This window comes from Mycobacteroides salmoniphilum (assembly GCF_004924335.1).
GTDB lineage: Bacteria > Actinomycetota > Actinomycetes > Mycobacteriales > Mycobacteriaceae > Mycobacterium > Mycobacterium salmoniphilum.
Genome location: NZ_CP024633.1, coordinates 1,454,461 through 1,471,997 on the forward strand (window position 1 = coordinate 1,454,461; position 17,537 = coordinate 1,471,997).

Annotated in this window: 17 protein-coding genes and 2 tRNA genes; 11 read left to right on the forward strand and 8 right to left on the reverse strand. The window is 64.4% G+C overall.

The window, feature by feature from the left end; translation table 11 throughout:
- Positions 1-5: 5 nt before the first annotated feature.
- Entirely contained in the window at positions 6-869 is an 864-nt protein-coding gene (locus DSM43276_RS07220) for a hypothetical protein (RefSeq protein ID WP_078328964.1), read from the reverse strand.
- Between the two features lie 21 nt (positions 870-890).
- Positions 891-964 (reverse strand) — tRNA-Gly (locus tag DSM43276_RS07225).
- Between the two features lie 130 nt (positions 965-1,094).
- On the opposite strand from DSM43276_RS07225, the gene DSM43276_RS07230 reads away from it, so the two are divergent.
- The 7 genes from DSM43276_RS07230 (at position 1,095) to DSM43276_RS07260 (ending at position 6,820) form a co-directional block, all read left to right on the forward strand.
- A tRNA-Pro gene (locus tag DSM43276_RS07230) sits at positions 1,095-1,168 on the forward strand.
- Positions 1,169-1,234: 66 nt separating this feature from the next.
- A complete protein-coding gene (gene tig / locus DSM43276_RS07235; protein WP_078328915.1) occupies positions 1,235-2,719 on the forward strand; it encodes a trigger factor in 1,485 nt (494 codons plus the stop codon).
- Positions 2,720-2,887: 168 nt separating this feature from the next.
- Positions 2,888-3,481 carry an ATP-dependent Clp protease proteolytic subunit gene (locus DSM43276_RS07240; protein ID WP_109555990.1) on the forward strand — a complete coding sequence of 198 codons (594 nt, stop codon included), beginning with the start codon at positions 2,888-2,890 and terminating at the stop codon, positions 3,479-3,481.
- Complete coding sequence (locus DSM43276_RS07245) at positions 3,478-4,134, forward strand: ATP-dependent Clp protease proteolytic subunit (protein WP_078325429.1); 657 nt, start codon at positions 3,478-3,480, stop codon at positions 4,132-4,134. Before DSM43276_RS07240 ends, DSM43276_RS07245 begins: the two co-directional genes overlap by 4 nt.
- A 216-nt stretch (positions 4,135-4,350) precedes the next feature.
- On the forward strand, positions 4,351-5,631 hold the full coding sequence (gene clpX, locus DSM43276_RS07250; protein WP_078328916.1) for an ATP-dependent Clp protease ATP-binding subunit ClpX: 1,281 nt from the start codon (positions 4,351-4,353) through the stop codon (positions 5,629-5,631).
- A gap of 6 nt (positions 5,632-5,637) precedes the next feature.
- Positions 5,638-6,261, forward strand: coding sequence for a maleylpyruvate isomerase family mycothiol-dependent enzyme (locus tag DSM43276_RS07255; RefSeq protein ID WP_109555991.1), 624 nt, complete (start codon positions 5,638-5,640; stop codon positions 6,259-6,261).
- A 19-nt stretch (positions 6,262-6,280) separates the two neighbouring features.
- A complete protein-coding gene (locus DSM43276_RS07260) occupies positions 6,281-6,820 on the forward strand; it encodes a GNAT family N-acetyltransferase (RefSeq protein WP_078328917.1) in 540 nt (179 codons plus the stop codon).
- Between the two features lie 47 nt (positions 6,821-6,867).
- Here DSM43276_RS07260 and DSM43276_RS07265 read toward each other — a convergent pair whose 3' ends face one another.
- From DSM43276_RS07265 to DSM43276_RS07275, 3 genes are read right to left on the reverse strand one after another with little or no spacing between them, the layout of a single operon-like run.
- A complete protein-coding gene (locus DSM43276_RS07265; protein WP_078328918.1) occupies positions 6,868-7,092 on the reverse strand; it encodes a hypothetical protein in 225 nt (74 codons plus the stop codon).
- Between the two features lie 10 nt (positions 7,093-7,102).
- Positions 7,103-8,272: a fatty acid desaturase family protein gene (locus tag DSM43276_RS07270; protein ID WP_078328919.1), complete on the reverse strand. Its 1,170-nt coding sequence runs from the start codon at positions 8,270-8,272 to the stop codon at positions 7,103-7,105.
- Positions 8,273-8,303: 31 nt separating this feature from the next.
- A complete protein-coding gene (locus DSM43276_RS07275) occupies positions 8,304-9,395 on the reverse strand; it encodes a ferredoxin reductase (protein ID WP_078328920.1) in 1,092 nt (363 codons plus the stop codon).
- Between the two features lie 104 nt (positions 9,396-9,499).
- Between DSM43276_RS07275 and DSM43276_RS07280 the strand changes: the two genes are divergently transcribed.
- Positions 9,500-10,156, forward strand: a complete 657-nt coding sequence (locus DSM43276_RS07280) for a TetR family transcriptional regulator (RefSeq protein ID WP_169053044.1) — start codon at positions 9,500-9,502, stop codon at positions 10,154-10,156.
- An 11-nt stretch (positions 10,157-10,167) separates the two neighbouring features.
- Here the strand turns inward: DSM43276_RS07280 and DSM43276_RS07285 are convergent, their stop codons facing one another.
- Positions 10,168-10,329 (reverse strand): hypothetical protein, encoded by a 162-nt coding sequence (locus tag DSM43276_RS07285; protein WP_099051581.1) that lies wholly within the window; start codon positions 10,327-10,329, stop codon positions 10,168-10,170.
- A 22-nt stretch (positions 10,330-10,351) separates the two neighbouring features.
- Here DSM43276_RS07285 and DSM43276_RS07290 point away from each other — a divergent pair, with 22 nt between their 5' ends.
- Positions 10,352-11,068 carry a guanylate cyclase gene (locus DSM43276_RS07290; RefSeq protein ID WP_078328922.1) on the forward strand — a complete coding sequence of 239 codons (717 nt, stop codon included), beginning with the start codon at positions 10,352-10,354 and terminating at the stop codon, positions 11,066-11,068.
- Here DSM43276_RS07290 and fdhD read toward each other — a convergent pair.
- Both fdhD and DSM43276_RS07300 read right to left on the reverse strand, forming a co-directional pair.
- Positions 11,065-11,886, reverse strand: a complete 822-nt coding sequence (gene fdhD / locus DSM43276_RS07295; protein WP_078328923.1) for a formate dehydrogenase accessory sulfurtransferase FdhD — start codon at positions 11,884-11,886, stop codon at positions 11,065-11,067. The two genes, DSM43276_RS07290 and fdhD, sit on opposite strands and share 4 nt — an antisense overlap.
- Positions 11,879-14,215: an FdhF/YdeP family oxidoreductase gene (locus tag DSM43276_RS07300; protein WP_078328924.1), complete on the reverse strand. Its 2,337-nt coding sequence runs from the start codon at positions 14,213-14,215 to the stop codon at positions 11,879-11,881. Before DSM43276_RS07300 ends, fdhD begins: the two co-directional genes overlap by 8 nt.
- Positions 14,216-14,490: 275 nt before the next feature.
- Between DSM43276_RS07300 and DSM43276_RS07305 the strand changes: the two genes are divergently transcribed.
- Complete coding sequence (locus DSM43276_RS07305; RefSeq protein ID WP_078328925.1) at positions 14,491-16,452, forward strand: 2-oxoacid:acceptor oxidoreductase subunit alpha; 1,962 nt, start codon at positions 14,491-14,493, stop codon at positions 16,450-16,452.
- On the forward strand, positions 16,449-17,537 hold the full coding sequence (locus tag DSM43276_RS07310; RefSeq protein ID WP_078328926.1) for a 2-oxoacid:ferredoxin oxidoreductase subunit beta: 1,089 nt from the start codon (positions 16,449-16,451) through the stop codon (positions 17,535-17,537). Before DSM43276_RS07305 ends, DSM43276_RS07310 begins: the two co-directional genes overlap by 4 nt.

Genomic DNA, 17,537 nt, shown 5'->3' on the forward strand with positions numbered 1-17,537 from the left:
TGTCCTTAGAAGTCTCCGAAGTCGCCACCGAAGTCGCCACCGCCGCCGCCACTGTCCCAGCCACCGCCGTCCCAGCCGCTACCGCCGCCCTGGTCCCAACCGGAGCCGCCCTGATCCCAGCCCCCACCTTGGTCGGCCCCGCCGGAACCTTGATCCCAGCCGGCTTGCTCCGCTCCGCCGTCGTTCCCGGCATTCACCCCGGCGTCATATCCGTCCGAATAGCCTTGGCCAAAACCGCTTTCGAAGCCGGAGGCGCCGTATCCGACGCCGTGCATGCCGGAGAATAGCGAGTTGAACAGCAGTGCCGAGCCCACACCCCACGCGCCGGCCACGAGCGCGGGCTTCCACCACGGCTCGGAGTACCAGCCGGCGGGAACCGGTCGGCCGGCGACCGTGCCGCCGGGGTAGTAGTTGGGTGTGCGGCCCGACGGATCCGGGGAGGCCTCGATCTCGCGTCCCTCGTAGTTGATGCGTCGGTCCTCACTGACGGAGCCGGCCTTGCTTTGTCCGGTGGTGGCGGGGAGTTCGGGTCCGGGGTCCATGCCCATGGCGAGACGAGCCGCCCGGACGTAGTAGAGCCCCTCGATGGCGCTTTCCTTGGCCAGCGTTGCCTGTGCCGGAGTCCGGGCCTGCTCGATGGCCGAAGATGCGGCCGTGAAACGCTCGGAGGCGTCGGCGAGCGCCTGGCGGGAAGCATCGTCGTTCCCGGTCAGGCCCAGTACCTGTCCGCCGAGGCGTTCGGTGAGGCGACGGGCGTCTGCCTTGGCATCCTCGAGTTGGTCGCCACGACGGCGACTCGATCCCTGTGTGTAGATGATCGCGCCACCGACGATCACGCCGAGGAGAAGCAGGCCCAGGATGATTTCCATGGCACCCACGGTACTGATGTGTGGAGCGGGTGACGGGAATCGAACCCGCGTAGCTAGTTTGGAAGACTAGGGCTCTACCATTGAGCTACACCCGCATGCGTGCGAGGTTGTCCCGCACGCGCTGACGAATGTACAGCGCCGGGGCGGATCAAATCCAATTCATACCGTGGCATGTTGAGGCCGTAAGATCGCTTCGTCTTGCCGGAAGTGTGGACGCAGGTCCGACGGGGTGTAGCGCAGCTTGGTAGCGCATCCGCTTTGGGAGCGGAGGGTCGCAGGTTCAAATCCTGTCACCCCGACAGCACGACAGCACGAAGAACTGCAGGTCAGGACGATCTGCCGCGAACTATGAAGGAGCACTGCACGTGAAGAGCACCGTCGAAAAGCTGAGCCCGACCCGGGTTCGCATCAACGTCGAGGTTCCCTTCGCAGAGCTCGAACCAGATTTCTCCAAGGCGTACAAGGAGCTGGCACAGCAGGTACGCCTGCCCGGCTTCCGTCCCGGCAAGGCCCCCGCCAAGCTGCTCGAGGCGCGCGTCGGCCGGGCCGCCGTGCTGGAGCAGGTCGTCAACTCGGCGCTTCCGGGCCGGTACAGCGAGGCCGTCACCGCTTCCGACGTCAAGCCGCTCGGGCAGCCGGAGATCGAGGTCACCAAGATCGAGGACGGCCAGGAGCTGACCTTCACCGCCGAGGTGGATGTGCGCCCCGAAATCGAGCTGCCCGACCTGAGCACGGTCGCTGTCACTGTCGAGCCCGTCACTGTTGAGGACTCCGAGGTCGACGCCGAGCTGGACGCGCTGCGTGCGCGGTTCGGGACCCTCAAGGGTGTCGAGCGTGCCGCCGAGGACGGCGACTTCGTGTCAATCGATCTGTCGGCCACCGTGGACGGCAAGGAGGTCGAGGAAGCCGCGACCACCGGGCTGTCCCACGAGATCGGCTCCGGGCAGCTGATCGACGGCCTGGACGAGGCCATCATCGGCCTGAAGGCCGGCGAGGAGAAGGTGTTCAACACCACGCTGGCCGCCGGTGAGTTCGCCGGACAGGACGCCGAGGTCACCGTCAAGGTCGGGTCGATCAAGGAGCGCGAGCTTCCCGCCGCCGACGACGACTTCGCCCAGCTGGCAAGCGAGTTCGACACCATCGGCGAGCTCAAGGACAGCCTCACCGAGCAGGTGAAGGGGCGCAAGCGCATCGCTCAGGCCGACGAGATCCGTGATGAGACCATCACTGCGCTGCTCGCCGCGGTCGAGATCCCGGTGCCCGAGAAGATCCTCGAGGAGCAGATCGGCAACAGCCTGCACGAGGCCGTTCACGGTCTGGACCACAACGAGGAGAAGCTCAACGAACTGCTCGAGGAGCAGGGCACCTCGCGTGAAGAGTTCGACAAGGACCTGCGTGACTCCGCGACCAAGTCCATCAAGACCGAGCTGCTGCTCGATGTGATCGCCGACAAGTTCGACATCAACGTCGACCAGCAGGACCTCACCGAGCGTCTGGTCCTCATGTCGCGTCAGTACGGCATCGAGCCGCAGCAGCTGGTGCAGTACCTGACCCAGCAGCAGCAGCTGCCCGGCCTGTACGTCGACGTGCGCCGCGGTAAGGCCATCGCCGAGGTCATCCGTCAGGCGAAGGTGACCGACTCCACCGGTGCCGATGTAGACGTCGACGCCGTGCTGGGGCCGCGTCGTGGCGGGGCCGACGAGGCCGGCGCCGAGCTCGAAGCGGCCGACGACAGCGCCGACAAGGGTAAGAAGAAGAGCAAGGACAAGGACGAGGACAAGTCCGAAAAGTCCGAGAAGAAAGCCAAGAAGAAGAGCAAGGACGAAGCCGGGGAAGCCGCCGACGCCTAGTTGACGCCGTGATGAGCCATTGAGGCGAGGAACATCACGCTCTGAGCGAACTCGCCCGTTGTGGGGAGTGCGCAGCCGCCGATGTTGGTTAATGTCGGCAGTACACGGAATTGGTTCTCAAGCGATATCCCGAAGTGCTAGACGAAGGCAGGTTGCACAGTGACTGAAATGCGTTCGGCGACAGCCGGGCTCAACCTCATCGACTCGGTGTATGAGCGCCTGCTCTCCGAGCGCATCATTTTCCTGGGCCAGCAGGTGGACGACGACATCGCCAACCGGCTATGCGCGCAGATCTTGCTGCTGACCGCGGAGGACCCCACCAAGGACATCCACCTCTACATCAACTCGCCGGGTGGCTCGATCAGCGCCGGCATGGCGATCTTCGACACCATGCAGCTCTCGGAGTGCGATATCGCCACCTACGCGATGGGCATGGCGGCCTCCATGGGCGAGTTCCTGCTGGCAGCTGGCACCAAGGGCAAGCGGCATGCCCTGCAGCACGCCCGCATCCTCATGCACCAGCCGCTGGGTGGTGTGACCGGTAGTGCGTCCGATATCGCCATCCAGGCCGAGCAGTTCCAGGTCATCAAGAAGGAAATGTTCCGCCTCAACGCCGAGTTCACCGGCAAGACGGTCGAACAGATCGAGACCGATTCGGACCGTGACCGCTGGTTCACCGCGCCGGAGGCCCTGGAGTACGGCTTCGTCGACCAGATCATCACCCGCGCAAACCTGAACGGCAGCAAGGGAGCCGCAAAGTGATCAGCAAGCACCTCAACCCCGAATTGGCGCCGCAAGCCCGGTACATCCTGCCCTCGTTCATCGAGCACTCAAGCTTCGGTGTCAAGGAATCCAACCCGTACAACAAGCTGTTCGAGGAGCGCATCATCTTCCTCGGCGTGCAGGTGGACGACGCCTCAGCCAACGACATCATGGCCCAGCTGTTGGTGCTGGAGTCGCTGGATCCCGATCGTGAGATCACCATGTACATCAACTCCCCAGGTGGCTCGTTCACCTCGTTGATGGCGATCTACGACACCATGCAGTACGTCCGCTCCGATATCCGCACGGTGGTACTGGGCCAGGCCGCATCGGCCGCCGCGGTGCTGCTTGCCGCGGGAACCCCCGGCAAGCGGATGGCACTGCCCAACGCCCGCGTGCTCATCCACCAGCCGTCTCTGTCGGGAGTTATCCAGGGTCAGTTCACCGACCTGGAGATCCAGGCCAAGGAGATCGAGCGCATGCGGGTGCTGCAGGAGACGACCTTGTCCCGGCACACCGGTAAGACCGAAGAGGTCATCCGCAAGGACACCGACCGCGACAAGATCTTCACAGCCGAAGAGGCCAAGGAGTACGGGATCATCGACGTCGTCCTGGAGTACCGGAAGCTTTCGGCGACCAGCGCCGCTTCGTAACGGTTGCGACACACCGGTGTCGGTCGCGCGTCATCGGGTGCCGCAGTCGGTGTGAGGCGATATGTTCTCCAGCACGGCGGCGTAAATGCCGTCGGTGCTATTCGGTTTATCGGTCGCGGGGTGTCCGGTATAGCGGGTAGCGTCGGGACGAACAGGTCAGAGGACGTGTTGACACCACGATCCACCACCGCGTGACAGGAAGTAGGACTGGCCACCATGGCACGTATTGGAGACGGCGGCGACCTGCTGAAATGCTCATTCTGCGGAAAGAGCCAGAAGCAGGTCAAGAAGCTCATTGCCGGCCCCGGCGTGTACATCTGCGATGAATGCATCGACCTCTGCAACGAGATCATCGAAGAGGAACTGGCCGACGCCGACGACGTCAAGCTTGATGAGCTGCCCAAGCCCGTCGAGATCCGCGAGTTCCTGGAGAACTACGTCATCGGCCAGGACAACGCGAAGAAGACGCTGGCCGTCGCCGTCTACAACCACTACAAGCGCATCCAGGCCGGAGACAAGGCCCGTGACGCCCGCGGCGAGACCGTTGAGCTGGCCAAATCGAATATCTTGATGCTGGGCCCCACCGGCTGCGGCAAGACCTACCTGGCGCAGACGCTGGCCAAGATGCTGAATGTGCCTTTCGCTATCGCCGATGCCACCGCCCTGACCGAGGCCGGATACGTGGGCGAGGATGTCGAGAACATTCTCCTCAAGCTGATTCAGGCGGCCGACTACGACGTGAAGCGCGCCGAGACCGGCATCATCTACATCGACGAGGTCGACAAGATCGCTCGCAAGAGCGAGAACCCGTCGATCACGCGTGATGTGTCCGGCGAGGGCGTGCAGCAGGCGCTGCTGAAGATCCTGGAAGGCACCCAGGCCTCGGTACCCCCGCAGGGCGGCCGCAAGCACCCGCACCAGGAGTTCATCCAAATCGACACCACGAACGTGCTGTTCATCGTGGCTGGTGCCTTCGCGGGCCTGGAGAAGATCGTGTCGGATCGTGTCGGCAAGCGCGGCCTGGGCTTCGGTGCCGAGGTCAAGTCGAAGGCCGATATCGACACCACCGACCACTTCGCCGAGGTGATGCCGGAGGACCTGATCAAGTTCGGACTCATCCCCGAGTTCATCGGCCGTCTGCCGATCGTGGCCTCGGTCACCAACCTGGACCGCGAATCGCTCATCACGATCCTGTCCGAGCCGAAGAATGCGTTGGTCAAGCAGTACACCCGACTCTTCGAGATGGACGGCGTCGAGCTTGAATTCGAGCAGGACGCGCTTGAGGCCATTGCTGATCAGGCCATCCACCGGGGCACCGGGGCCCGTGGGCTGCGCGCCATCATGGAGGAAGTGCTGCAGCCGGTGATGTACGACATCCCGAGCCGCGACGATGTCGCCAAGGTCGTGGTGACCGGGGAGACCGTCATCGACAACGTGTTGCCGACGATTGTGCCGCGCAAGCCCCCGCGTGCCGAACGGCGCGATAAGAGCGCCTAGTTCGTCGTGATGAGCGCCATGGAGTTGGCGCGGGCTGAGCGCATTGATCTCGCCAATCTGCTGGCCGGGCTTACGCCGGAGCAGTGGGATGCGCCATCCCTGTGCAGTAAATGGCGCGTGCGTGATGTCGTTGCGCACATGATCGGGTACGAAGACCTCAGCCGCGGCGAGTTCTACTCGTGCATCGCCAAGGCCGGCTTCAACCCGAATCGGGCCAACGCCAATCGCGTCGCCGAACTGGCCGACCGTACCCCCGAACAGCTGCTGGAGATGGTCCGTGCCGCGGAAACGCCGGGCGTGCTCACCTCGGGTTTCGGCGGCCGGATCGCACTGCTGGACGGCATAGTCCATCAACAGGACATCCGTCGCCCACTCGGGATCCCGCGCGAGATTCCGGGGGAACGTATGCGCGTCGCCATGGATTTCGCGCGCTGGGCGCCACCGATACGGGGTGCGCTGCGCGCCCGCGGTGTGCGGCTGGTGGCTACCGATCTCGACTGGTCACACGGTCGCGGGCCGAAGGTCACCGGACCCGCCGAGGCGCTGCTGATGGCGATGGCGGCACGGCCGTGCGCTCTGGCGCAGCTCGATGGCTCCGGTAAATCGACCCTGGCGCAACATATTTCGTAACCCCTCGTAAACTGGGTGGATGGCCACCGAGTTCATGAGCCAGCCCACGCTGGAGGGCCCTACGCTGACGTTGCGTCCGTTGGAAGACGACGACATTGAGCCGCTGTACCGTGCCGCCAGTGATCCGCTCATCTGGGAGCAACACCCGAGCTCGGACCGCTACGAGCGGGCGGTCTTCGAGCGGTGGTTCGCGGAAGCTCTTGCCGCGAAATCGCTTGTCATCGTCGACCACTCGACGGGGGAGATGATCGGCTCCTCCCGCTTCTATGAGTGGGACCCAGAAAAGCGCGAGGTCGCGATCGGATACACGTTCATCACTCGCGAATACTGGGGAGGCACGGTGAACGCCGAGCTCAAGACGCTCATGCTGGATTACGCGTTCATCAACGCGGACCTGGTGTGGTTCCACGTGGGCGCGACCAACCTGCGGTCGCAGCGTGCGCTCGCCAAGATCGGCGCTCATGAGCATCACCGTCAGAAGCGCGAGATCAACGGCGCGCTGGAGGACTACGTCTACTTCACCATCACTGCCGCCGACTGGCGGGAGGCCTCCGACTGAGCGCCACGCTCTCCGTGAGCAGAACGTGGCGCCCAGTCGGCGACCGATCAGCGTGTAGTCGGATCCTCGTCGACGGCGGACCGAGCGCTGTCCTGCTCGGCGCGCTGGGCCGCTTCGCGCATCTCGAAGGCGTCCGTAGCGATCTCGCCGAGCTGCCGGGTGACGTCCACCACCGCGTTGGTGATGATCTTGGCGATCTCACCCACATGCTCAGCGGTCGACGACACGACCTCCTGGGCCAGGTCCTTATTGCGTTCGAACTTGCTCACCACGACACCTAACCTACGCGTCTACCAGCTCGCCGCGCTCGTCGACGATAATTACCTCGGCCGGCTTACTTGCGTTCTTCTCCCTGTCGATGTGCACGACGAGCTCGGGCTCACTGCGGAACCAGCCGTTGGGCAGGGACAACCGAGCGATCTTCTTCCAGGTGGACGAGAGCTGGGCGAAGAGGCCGCCCGAGTTGTAGGGCAGGCCGTACTTCTGGCACAGCTCGCGCACCTCGGTGGCCATCTCCGGGTAGCGGTTGGCGGGCAGGTCCGGGAACAGGTGGTGCTCGATCTGGTGGGACAGGTTGCCGCTCATAATGTGAAACAGCCTGCTGCCCTCGATGTTCGCCGAGCCCAGCAGCTGCCGGACGTACCATTCGCCACGCGTCTCGTTGGCGGTCTCCTCCTTGGAGAAGGTCTGGGTGCCGGACGGGAAGTGTCCGCAGAAGATAATCGAGAAGGTCCACACGTTGCGCACGAAGTTGGCTGACATATTGCCCAGGAAGGTGATCGGAAACAGCGGGCCGGTCAGCGCCGGGAAGATCACGTAGTCCTTGAGGACCTGCTTACTGGCCTTACGCCACATGCCCTTGATCAACGGCTTGAGGTCGTACCATCTGCGCTTGCCCTTCACGATGTTCTCGGCCTCAAGCTCGTGCACCATGACGCCCCACTCGAAGAACACCATCAGGGCGGTCGCCCATGCCAGGTTGCCCAGGTAGTAAGGGTTCCACTTCTGTTCGGGTGCCATGCGCAGGATGCCGTAACCCACGTCGCGGTCCATGTCGACGATGTTGGTGTAGGTGTGGTGCATGTAGTTGTGCGAGTGCCGCCACTGGTCGGCGGGGCACACGGTGTCCCATTCGAAGTCGCGTGAGTTGAGGCCCTTTTCGCGCATCCAGTCGTACTGGCCGTGCATGACGTTGTGGCCGATCTCCATGTTGTCGAGGATCTTGGACACGGACAGCGCACCCACCGCGGCGAGCCACACCGGCGGGATGAACCCCAGGTACATCAGGGCACGTCCGGCGGCCTCACAGCCGCGTTGTGTCTTGATGATCGAGTAGATGTACTCGCGATCACGCTCGCCCAGATCGGCGACAACGCGCTCGCGCAATTCATCGAGATCCTTACCCAGCGCCTCGATATCCGATGCACTGATGGTGATTTCGTTGCTGGTCATCGTCTGGTCTCCTTGCTGCTGGGAGGCTGGATTAAAGGTCGATCGAGACATCACCGACGGGTGCGGTGATGCAGAGCTGGACGTGCTGGTCGGGGTCGTCGTTCTCATCGCCGGTGCGCAGGTTCCGGGTGCATCCGGATGTCTTCACCGCTGTGCAGGCGAAGCAGATTCCCATCCGGCAGCCGAATTCGGGTTGCAGTCCGGCGGTCTCGGCCTGTTCGAGGATGGGGCGACCGTCGTTCTCGGCGGTGATGCCGGACGTGGCGAATCGCAGTACGCCCCCGGCCTCACCGGTGGTGCCCGATGTGGTGAGGGTGAACTCCTCGGTGTGCAGACGGTCGGAGCGTCCGCGCTCGGCGTACAGCGTGCGCACCGCCTCGTGCAGCGAGGGGGGTCCACACACGAACGTCTGCGCGTCCGCACTCCAGGGCGCGATCGCATCGAGCTGCTCGGCACTGAAGTGCCGGCCGCCGTCGCGGGTGTACTCCGTGTGCACCGTTACCGAGGGCACCTCGCCCAGAGCGGTGAGCTCGCGTGCGTACGCGTTGTCCGCGGCCGTCGGCGCGTAGTACAGCACGGCGAGCTGGCCCGGGTACCCATTGCCGATGAGTGTTCTCGCCATTGAGAGCACAGGTGTAATCCCACTACCGGCCGCGATCAGAATGGTCCGAATGGGACGCGGCGAGGGGAGGACGAACGTGCCTGCGGCCGGGGTGATGCTGTACACGTCGCCGACCGCGGCGTGCTTGTACAGGTGGTTCGACACCAGCCCTTCGGGCCGGCGGGCGATGGTCAGCTCGATGATGTCGCGGGCGTCGTCGGCGCAGGACGGTGAGAAGCAGCGGACATGCCGCACGCCGTCGATCACGACGCCCAGCTGGACGAACTGACCTGCGCGAAAGCCCTTGAACTGGTGGGTTGTGCGCAAGGTCAAGGTCACCGATCGGGTGGTGCGGCGCTGCACGCGAACGACGCGGGCGCGAGCTTCTTCCCAGGTGATCATCGGGTCGACGAGTTCGAGATACCGGTCGACCGCGTGCGGGGTGAGGGCGGCTGTCAGCAGTCGGCCCAGGGACGACTCGGGGGTGAGGATGCGGCGGGTGGCTTTAGTTAGAAATGTCATTCGAACTCCCTCCGTTAGGTTAACGACTGTATACTGAAATTGTGAACCAACCTGCCCCCTCTCAGTCAAGCCGTAATCACCGTGTCGGTCATCACAGCGATACAGTGACCGCTATGACCAGTCGTCGTGAGCGGGGACCGCATTCGGGTGTCTCCACGCGGCGTGAATCGGTTCGGGGAGAGCAGAAACTGCGCACCCGTACCTCGCTGATCGAGGCGGCTCTCGAACTCTCGCGAACGCAGGCCTTCTCCGGACTCAGCCTGCGCGATGTGGCCCGTGGTGCGGGCATCTCGCCGACGGCCTTCTATCGCCACTTCTCGTCGCTCGATGACCTCGGCGTCGCGTTGGCGGAGGAAGGGATGCGCATCGCGCGGGGCATCGCGCGGGAAATCCGGCGACGTGAACCGGCGTCCTTGGCGGAGTCCATGCGGGTCCTTGCCGAGCAGGTGCAGGAAAACCCTGACCAGCTGCGGTTTGTTGTCACCGAGCGGTACACCGCACCCACCGAGGTGCGTCGGGCAGTGAATATCGAGATGCGGCTGCTCGCGGGGGAGCTGGCGATCGATCTGGCACGCCGCGATCAGATGCGCCTGTGGGATTCTGCCGACCTCACGACGGCGGCCAACCTGATTTTGTCGATCGCCGCCAATGCGGTGGCCGAGCTGGTGCAGCCCGATGCCGAGACCGACGACGTGGTCGAGAGCGCCACCAGCGCGCTGACGATGGCCTTTGTCGGCCTGCAGAACTGGCGCTCCCAGTAGTTGGGAGCGCCCTAGTCGCGACGCTCCGCTTCGCCGAGTCGCTGATGCAGCCGGTCGCGGATCTCGTCCTCCGTGTACGCCTCGCGTTTGCGTTGATCGCGAACGACGAGCACGCCCCCCGCTGCCACCCCGACGGCCCCGGCGAGCCCGAGCCACTTCCACATGTTGGCCATCGGTCCAGGCTACGGTGCGGGGATGAGCCGCTTGCGCGAAGACGATCGAGCCGTATCGATCGATGAGGCGCTCGATGCGACGCGCACCGGTGACATCTGGGTGTTCCGCGGCCACTCGCGCCCCGATCGGCTCATCCAGACGTTGTCGAACAGCCCGGTCAACCACGTCGGCATGACGGTGGCGATCGATGATCTGCCGCCGCTCATGTGGCACGCCGAACTCGGCAACAAACTCACCGACGTGTGGACCGGCGACAACCATCGGGGAGTGCAGCTGCACGATGCGCGCGCGGCGATCGAACGATGGGCGCACGTCTATGGACAGCGGTGTTGGCTGCGGCAGCTGAGCCCGCGGGTGACCCGTGAGCAGGAAAATGCCGCCCTACGCGTCGTGGCCAGGATGGACGGGACGCCGTTCCCGGCCACGGCACGACTGACCGGTCGCTGGATGCGGGGAAGGCTTCCCACGGTCAGTGACCTCACCCGAGGACTTCCCTTCGTGCACAAGAAGGTTCGTGAGGTGGCCGAGCGGGACATCACGAAGCAACGGCAGGCCGGGTTGGAGACGGCGTTCTGCGCCGAGACGGTGGCGATCACCCTTGAGGAGATGGGGCTGCTCATCACCGAGAAGCGTTCGAACTACTTCGACCCGGGATCGTTCTGGAGTGGCGATGGCTTGCCGTTGGCACCGGGGTACTCACTGGGCAGGGAGATCGTGGTCGAGGTGCCGGAGGGTTAGATGACCCGATCCATCCGGGTGTAGACGTTCATGCTGTCCTCGCGCAGAAAGGCGACGAGCGTCATCCCCGACTGTGCCGCCAGGTCCACGGCCAACGAGGACGGTGCCGACACCGCGGCCAGGATGGGAATGCCCGCCATGGTTGCCTTCTGGGCGAGCTCGAAGGAGGCCCGCCCACTGACCAGCAGCACGGTTGCGGTGAGTGGCACACGGTCGTTTTCCAGAGCCCACCCGATGACCTTGTCCACCGCGTTATGCCGGCCAATGTCCTCGCGCACCACCAGCATGGTCCCGTCCACGGTGAACAGTGCCGCGGCATGAAGCCCGCCGGTCGTCGCGAAAACCTTTTGGGCCGAACGAAGTTTGTCGGGCAGCCCCACCAGTGTGCGCGAGTCGACGGTGGACGGGTCGTCGCCGGGGGAGAAGCGGCTGATGGTGCGTACCGCCTCCAGTGAGCCCTTACCGCAGACACCGCAGGAGGAGGTGGTGTAGAAGTTTCTGGTCACCGCCGGGTCGGGTGCGGGCACCCCGGGAGCCAGGGTGACATCCAGAACGTTGTAGGTGTTCAGGCCGTCGGGTCCGTTGCCCTGGCAGTAGCGCACGGTCAGCAGGTCGTCGCGGCGGGAGATGACACCCTCGGTGAGTAGGAACCCTTGGGTGAGTTCGACATCCGAGCCGGGGGTGCGCATGGTGACGGCCACCGCGCGCCCATTCACCCGAATTTCCAGGGGCTCCTCGACGACGAGCGTCTCACTGCGGTCGCCTCGTCCGACACCCTCGATACGCCGGATCTTGCGGTTATCGGTGACCCTACCCACGGGCCACCAATCGAATCACGATTGCCTTCGACACCGGAGTATTGGACCGTTCCGCGACATGGTCAAGGGGGACAAGCGGGTTGGTCTCCGGGTAGTAGGCGGCGGCGTTGCCTCGCGGGGTGGAGTACGGCACCAGGAGAAAGTCCTCGGCTCGGCGCTCCTCAAGTTCCCCGTCGGCGCCCGGGTACTCAGACACCAGATCAACCCGTGCCCCCGCACCCAACCCAAATGCGGCAAGGTCTTCCGGGTTGACGAAAACCACCCGGCGCCCGCCCTTGACGCCTCGGTAACGGTCGTCCAGGCCGTAGATGGTGGTGTTGTACTGGTCGTGGCTGCGCAGCGTCTGCAGCACCAGCCGGCCCGGGGGCACCGGTACCCACTCCAACGGTGCCACCGAGAAGTTGGCCTTGCCTGTGTGGGTAGGGAACTGGCGCTCGTCGCGTGGCGGGTGCGGCAGTGCGAACCCATCCGGCCGGCGGACCTTGGTGTTGTAATCGGCGCATCCGGGTACCACCCGTGAGATGGCGTCGCGGATGGTGTCGTAGTCGTCGACAAACCGCCCCCACGGCACCGGGTGTCCGGGCCCCAGGATGGCGCGTGCCAGTTGGCAGACGATGGCGACCTCACTGCGCAGCACCGTGCTCGGTGGATGCAGGCTGCCGCGTGACAGATGCACCATGGACATTGAATCCTCCACGGAAACAAGCTGTTTGCCCGATTCTTGGATGTCCCTGTCGGTGCGTCCGAGGGTGGGCAGGATGAGTGCGGTGCGCCCGTTCACGAGGTGACTGCGGTTGAGCTTGGTGGAGATCTGCACGGTCAGTGCGCAATTGCGCAGTGCGGCCTCGGTGACGGCGGTGTCGGGAGTGGCGGAGGCGAAATTGCCACCCATGCCGATGAAGACCGATACCTTGCCGTCTCGCATGGCCCGGATCGCGTCCACCGTGTCGAACCCGTGCTTGCGGGGTGTGGTGATACCGAACTCGGAATCCAATGCGGCCAGGAAGGTTTCGGGCATCTGTTCCCAGATGCCCATGGTGCGGTCGCCCTGGACGTTCGAGTGGCCGCGCACGGGGCACACTCCCGCGCCCGGCTTGCCGATCATGCCGCGCATCAGCAGCAGATTCGTCGCCTCGCCGATGGTGGCAACCGCATGCCGGTGCTGGGTGAGTCCCATGGCCCAACAGAAGATGGTGCGCTTCGATTCGGCTAAGAGGGTGGCAACCGTCGTCAGCTGCGACATGTCGATACCCGTTGCCTGCGTGACGGTCTCCCAGTCGACAGTCCGCGTCCGCGCGGCCCATTCCTCATAGCCGGCGCAATGCTCGTCGATGAACTGCCGATCGACGATGCTTCCGGGGTTGGCGTCTTCGGCCTCCAGCAGCAGCCGGCCCAGCCCTGCGAAGAGTGCCATGTCGCCACCGAGACGGATCTGTACGAACTCGTCGGCGATCGCCACGCCGTGGCCGATCACGCCGTTGACCTTCTGGGGGTCTTTGAAGCGGAGCAGCCCGGCCTCGGGGAGTGGGTTGACGGCAATGATCTTGGCGCCGTTGGCTTTCGCCTTCTCCAACACCGACAGCATGCGGGGATGGTTGGTGCCGGGATTCTGGCCGGCGATCAGAATGACGTCGGCGTGCTCGATGTCGGGTACCGACACCGAGCCCTTACCGATTCCGATCGAGTCCGTCAGCGCGGTACCCGATGACTCGTGGCACATGTTGGAACAGTCGGGGAGGTTGTTGGTGCCCAGGCTGCGGACCAGCAGTTGGTAGCAGAATGCGGCCTCGTTACTGGTGCGCCCCGAGGTGTAGAAAACCAGGCGGTCCGGGTCGGCGGCGGCCCTGATCTCGTTGGCGATGAGCTCGTACGCGTCGTCCCAATCAATCGGCCGGTAATGGGACTCGCCCGGGCGCAGCACCATCGGGTGGGTCAGGCGACCTTGCTGGCTGAGCCAGTACTCGGGCAGCTCGCGGAGTTCCTCCACGGAGTGCTGGGCAAAAAATGCCGGGGTGACCGTGCGCTTAGTTGCCTCTTCCGCAACCGCTTTGGCCCCGTTCTCGCAGAACTCGGCGAGTTTGCGGTGACCAGGGGTTTCGGGCCACGCACAGCCGGGGCAGTCAAAACCGTGGCGTTGATTCAGCTTGGCCAGCATCGCGGCGGTGCGCAATGGTCCCATCTGTTCGAAACCGCGTTGCAGGGAAACGCCGACAGCGGTCATGCCCGCGGCAACATCCTTGGCTCCGGTGATGTCGACGTGGGGTTCGCCGTCCTCGCCCGGTTCGTGTTCTGCGCCTTGAACAACCGTCGGTATCCGGTGCCCCGTCATGGTTCTCATTGTGGCCCTGTCGCGGGCGTCCGGGTGGCACAACCCCCGAATGCTGGACCCCGGGTGGCGGTGCGGAGAGGCAACCAAGCAGACGCTTGGCCTGTCCTTGTGATTTGCCTCACGTCTACTGGCGGGTAGTGAGGTAACGGCACAGGCCAGACCGCAGGTGGTGACTCGACAGGTGTCAAGTTTCGTGCCTGCGGGTATGCCCTCGTCAAGGTCAGCGGTGCGAAAGTGCAATAATCGGTACCGAGAGTGACAGAAAACTCTGCTGAATGGTGGCGTACGTACCGCCACCGCCAGAGTTCGTCGTGAAAGGTAGGTCACCGGTGGGCGACGGAGCCGTATCGGAGAAGCTGGAAAAGGTCGTCATCCGGTTTGCTGGAGACTCTGGCGACGGTATGCAGCTCACCGGAGACCGATTCACTTCAGAGGCTGCCGTCTTCGGCAATGACCTCGCAACCCAGCCGAACTACCCCGCCGAGATCCGGGCCCCTCAGGGCACGCTGCCCGGTGTTTCGTCCTTCCAGATCCAGATTGCCGACTACGACATCCTCACCGCGGGCGACCGGCCCGATGTGCTGGTGGCGATGAACCCGGCCGCGCTCAAGGCCAACATTGGCGATCTGCCGCGCGGCGGCATGGTGATCGCCAACTCGGACGAGTTCACCAAGCGCAATCTGGCCAAGGTCGGCTACCAGTCCGATCCGCTGGAGCACGACGACATGTCGGACTATGTGGTTTATCAGGTTCCGATGACCACGTTGGCGCTCGGCGCCGTCGAGCCCGCCGGAGTCTCTAAGAAGGACGGCGCACGCACCAAGAACATGTTCGCCTTGGGGCTGCTGTCCTGGATGTACCACCGCCCACTCGAGGGCACCGAGCAGTTCCTGCGCGAGAAGTTCGCGAAGAAGCCCGACGTGGCCGAGGCCAACATCCTGGCGTTCCGGGCGGGCTGGAACTACGGCGAAACCACTGAGGCCTTCGGAACCACTTACGAGGTGGCCAAGGCATCGCTGCCTGCCGGCGAGTACCGGCAGGTCTCGGGTAACACGGCGCTGGCCTATGGCGTGGTCGCCGCGGGCCAGCTTGCAAAGACCCAGGTGGTGCTCGGCACCTACCCGATCACCCCGGCATCCGACATCCTGCATGAGCTGAGCAAGCTCAAGAACTTCGGTGTGCTGACCTTCCAGGCCGAGGACGAGATCGCCGGAATCGGTGCGGCCCTGGGTGCTTCGTTCGGTGGTGCGCTCGGCGTCACCAGCACCTCCGGCCCCGGTGTGGCTCTCAAGAGCGAGGCGGTGGGTCTGGCGGTGATGACGGAACTGCCGCTGCTGGTGATCGACGTGCAGCGCGGCGGACCGTCGACAGGTCTGCCGACCAAGACCGAGCAGGCGGACTTGCTGCAGGCGCTATACGGCCGTAACGGCGAGTCACCCATCGCGGTGCTGGCCCCGCGTTCGCCCTCGGACTGCTTCGACGTCGCCGTCGAGGCGGTGCGCATCGCGCTTACCTATCGCACCCCGGTGATGATCCTGTCCGATGGAGCGATCGCCAACGGTTCTGAGCCGTGGGCCATCCCGGATATCGCGAGCTACCCGGCGATCGAGCACACCTTCGCCACACCCGACCAGGACTTCGCGCCGTACAACCGCGATCCGGAGACACTGGCCCGGCAGTTCGCCGTTCCGGGTACCCCAGGTTTGGAGCATCGCATCGGTGGTCTGGAGAAGGCCAACGGCTCGGGCAACATCTCGTACGACCCGGCCAACCACGACCTGATGGTGCGGTTGCGCCAGCTCAAGATTGACGGAATCACGGTGCCGGACTTGGAGGTCGACGATCCGACCGGCGACGCGCAGCTGCTGATGATCGGATGGGGCAGCTCCTACGGCCCCATCGGTGAGGCATGCCGTCGTGCCCGCCGTAAGGGACTCAAGGTGGCCCACGCGCACCTGCGCCATCTCAACCCGTTCCCGACGAACCTGGGTGAGGTGCTGCGCAAGTACCCGAAGGTCGTTGCGCCAGAAATGAACCTCGGACAGCTGTCACTGTTGCTGCGCGGCAAGTTCCTGGTGGATGTGCAGTCGGTGACGAAGGTGCAGGGCATGGCCTTCCTCGCCGACGAGGTCGAAGAAATCATCGATGCGGCCCTGGACGGGTCGCTGGCCGAGAAGGAAAATCAGAAGGCTGTTCTCGCGCGTGAATCCGCGGTGGCCGTAGGGGATCGAGCATGACCGACGTACTCAATGGAACTGGCAGCCTCAACGGTTTGGAGCTTGGCCTGACCGCCAATGCTCTGGTACCGACCACCGATGTGGAGCAGAAGTCCAAGGACTTCACCTCCGATCAGGAGGTGCGCTGGTGCCCAGGTTGCGGTGACTACGTCATCCTCAACACCATCCGCGGCTTCCTGCCGGAGCTTGGCCTCAAGCGCGAGAACATCGTGTTCATCAGCGGTATCGGCTGCTCCAGCCGGTTCCCGTACTACCTGGACACCTATGGCATGCACTCGATCCATGGGCGCGCACCGGCCATCGCGACCGGCCTGGCGCTGGCTCGCGAGGACCTTTCGGTGTGGGTAGTGACCGGTGACGGTGACGCGCTGTCCATCGGCGGTAATCACCTGATCCATACGCTGCGCCGCAACGTGAACCTGACAATCCTGTTGTTCAACAACCGGATTTACGGCCTCACCAAGGGGCAGTACTCGCCGACCTCGGAGACCGGCAAGGTCACCAAGTCGACGCCCATGGGGTCGCTGGACTATCCCTTCAACCCGGTGTCGCTGGCGCTGGGCGCTGAGGCCACGTTCGTGGGACGGGCCCTGGACTCGGACAAGAAGGGCCTCTCGGAGGTACTCCGCGCCGCAGCCGCTCACCGTGGTTCGGCGTTGGTGGAGATCTTGCAGGACTGCCCTATCTTCAACGACGGGTCTTTCGACCTGTTGCGCAAGGAAGGTTTCGAACAGCGCGTCATCAATGTGAGCCACGGCCAGCCGATCACCTTCGGCGCCGAGGGCGAACTCTGCGTCATCCGTTCGGGTTTCAGTCTTGAAGTGGCCAAGACCGCGGACGTGAAGGCCGAGGACATCGTGGTGCACGATGCGTATTCGGATGATCCGGCCTACGCCTTCGCGCTGTCGCGGTTGTCCGAGCAGGATCTTGAGTACACCGTGATGGGCGTGTTCCGCAGCGTGCAGCGCGCGACCTACGACGATCTGGCCCGTCAGCAGCTGACCGCCGCCGCGGCCGCTAAGCCGAGTGACACCGCTGCATTGCAGGCGCTGCTGACCGGCCGGGACACCTGGACCGTCAGCTAG

What these genes read in the sequence shown, in the direction of transcription:
- DSM43276_RS07290 (WP_078328922.1), top strand. Translation starts at nt 10,352, where the DNA reads ATGAGCCGCTTGCGCGAAGACGATCGAGCCGTATCGATCGATGAGGCG.
- clpX (WP_078328916.1), top strand. Translation starts at nt 4,351, where the DNA reads ATGGCACGTATTGGAGACGGCGGCGACCTGCTGAAATGCTCATTCTGC.
- DSM43276_RS07285 (WP_099051581.1), bottom strand. Translation starts at nt 10,329, where the DNA reads ATGGCCAACATGTGGAAGTGGCTCGGGCTCGCCGGGGCCGTCGGGGTG.
- DSM43276_RS07310 (WP_078328926.1), top strand. Translation starts at nt 16,449, where the DNA reads ATGACCGACGTACTCAATGGAACTGGCAGCCTCAACGGTTTGGAGCTT.
- DSM43276_RS07275 (WP_078328920.1), bottom strand. Translation starts at nt 9,395, where the DNA reads ATGACATTTCTAACTAAAGCCACCCGCCGCATCCTCACCCCCGAGTCG.
- DSM43276_RS07300 (WP_078328924.1), bottom strand. Translation starts at nt 14,215, where the DNA reads ATGACGGGGCACCGGATACCGACGGTTGTTCAAGGCGCAGAACACGAA.
- DSM43276_RS07220 (WP_078328964.1), bottom strand. Translation starts at nt 869, where the DNA reads ATGGAAATCATCCTGGGCCTGCTTCTCCTCGGCGTGATCGTCGGTGGC.
- DSM43276_RS07270 (WP_078328919.1), bottom strand. Translation starts at nt 8,272, where the DNA reads ATGACCAGCAACGAAATCACCATCAGTGCATCGGATATCGAGGCGCTG.
- DSM43276_RS07305 (WP_078328925.1), top strand. Translation starts at nt 14,491, where the DNA reads ATGGTGGCGTACGTACCGCCACCGCCAGAGTTCGTCGTGAAAGGTAGG.
- DSM43276_RS07260 (WP_078328917.1), top strand. Translation starts at nt 6,281, where the DNA reads ATGGCCACCGAGTTCATGAGCCAGCCCACGCTGGAGGGCCCTACGCTG.
- DSM43276_RS07240 (WP_109555990.1), top strand. Translation starts at nt 2,888, where the DNA reads ATGCGTTCGGCGACAGCCGGGCTCAACCTCATCGACTCGGTGTATGAG.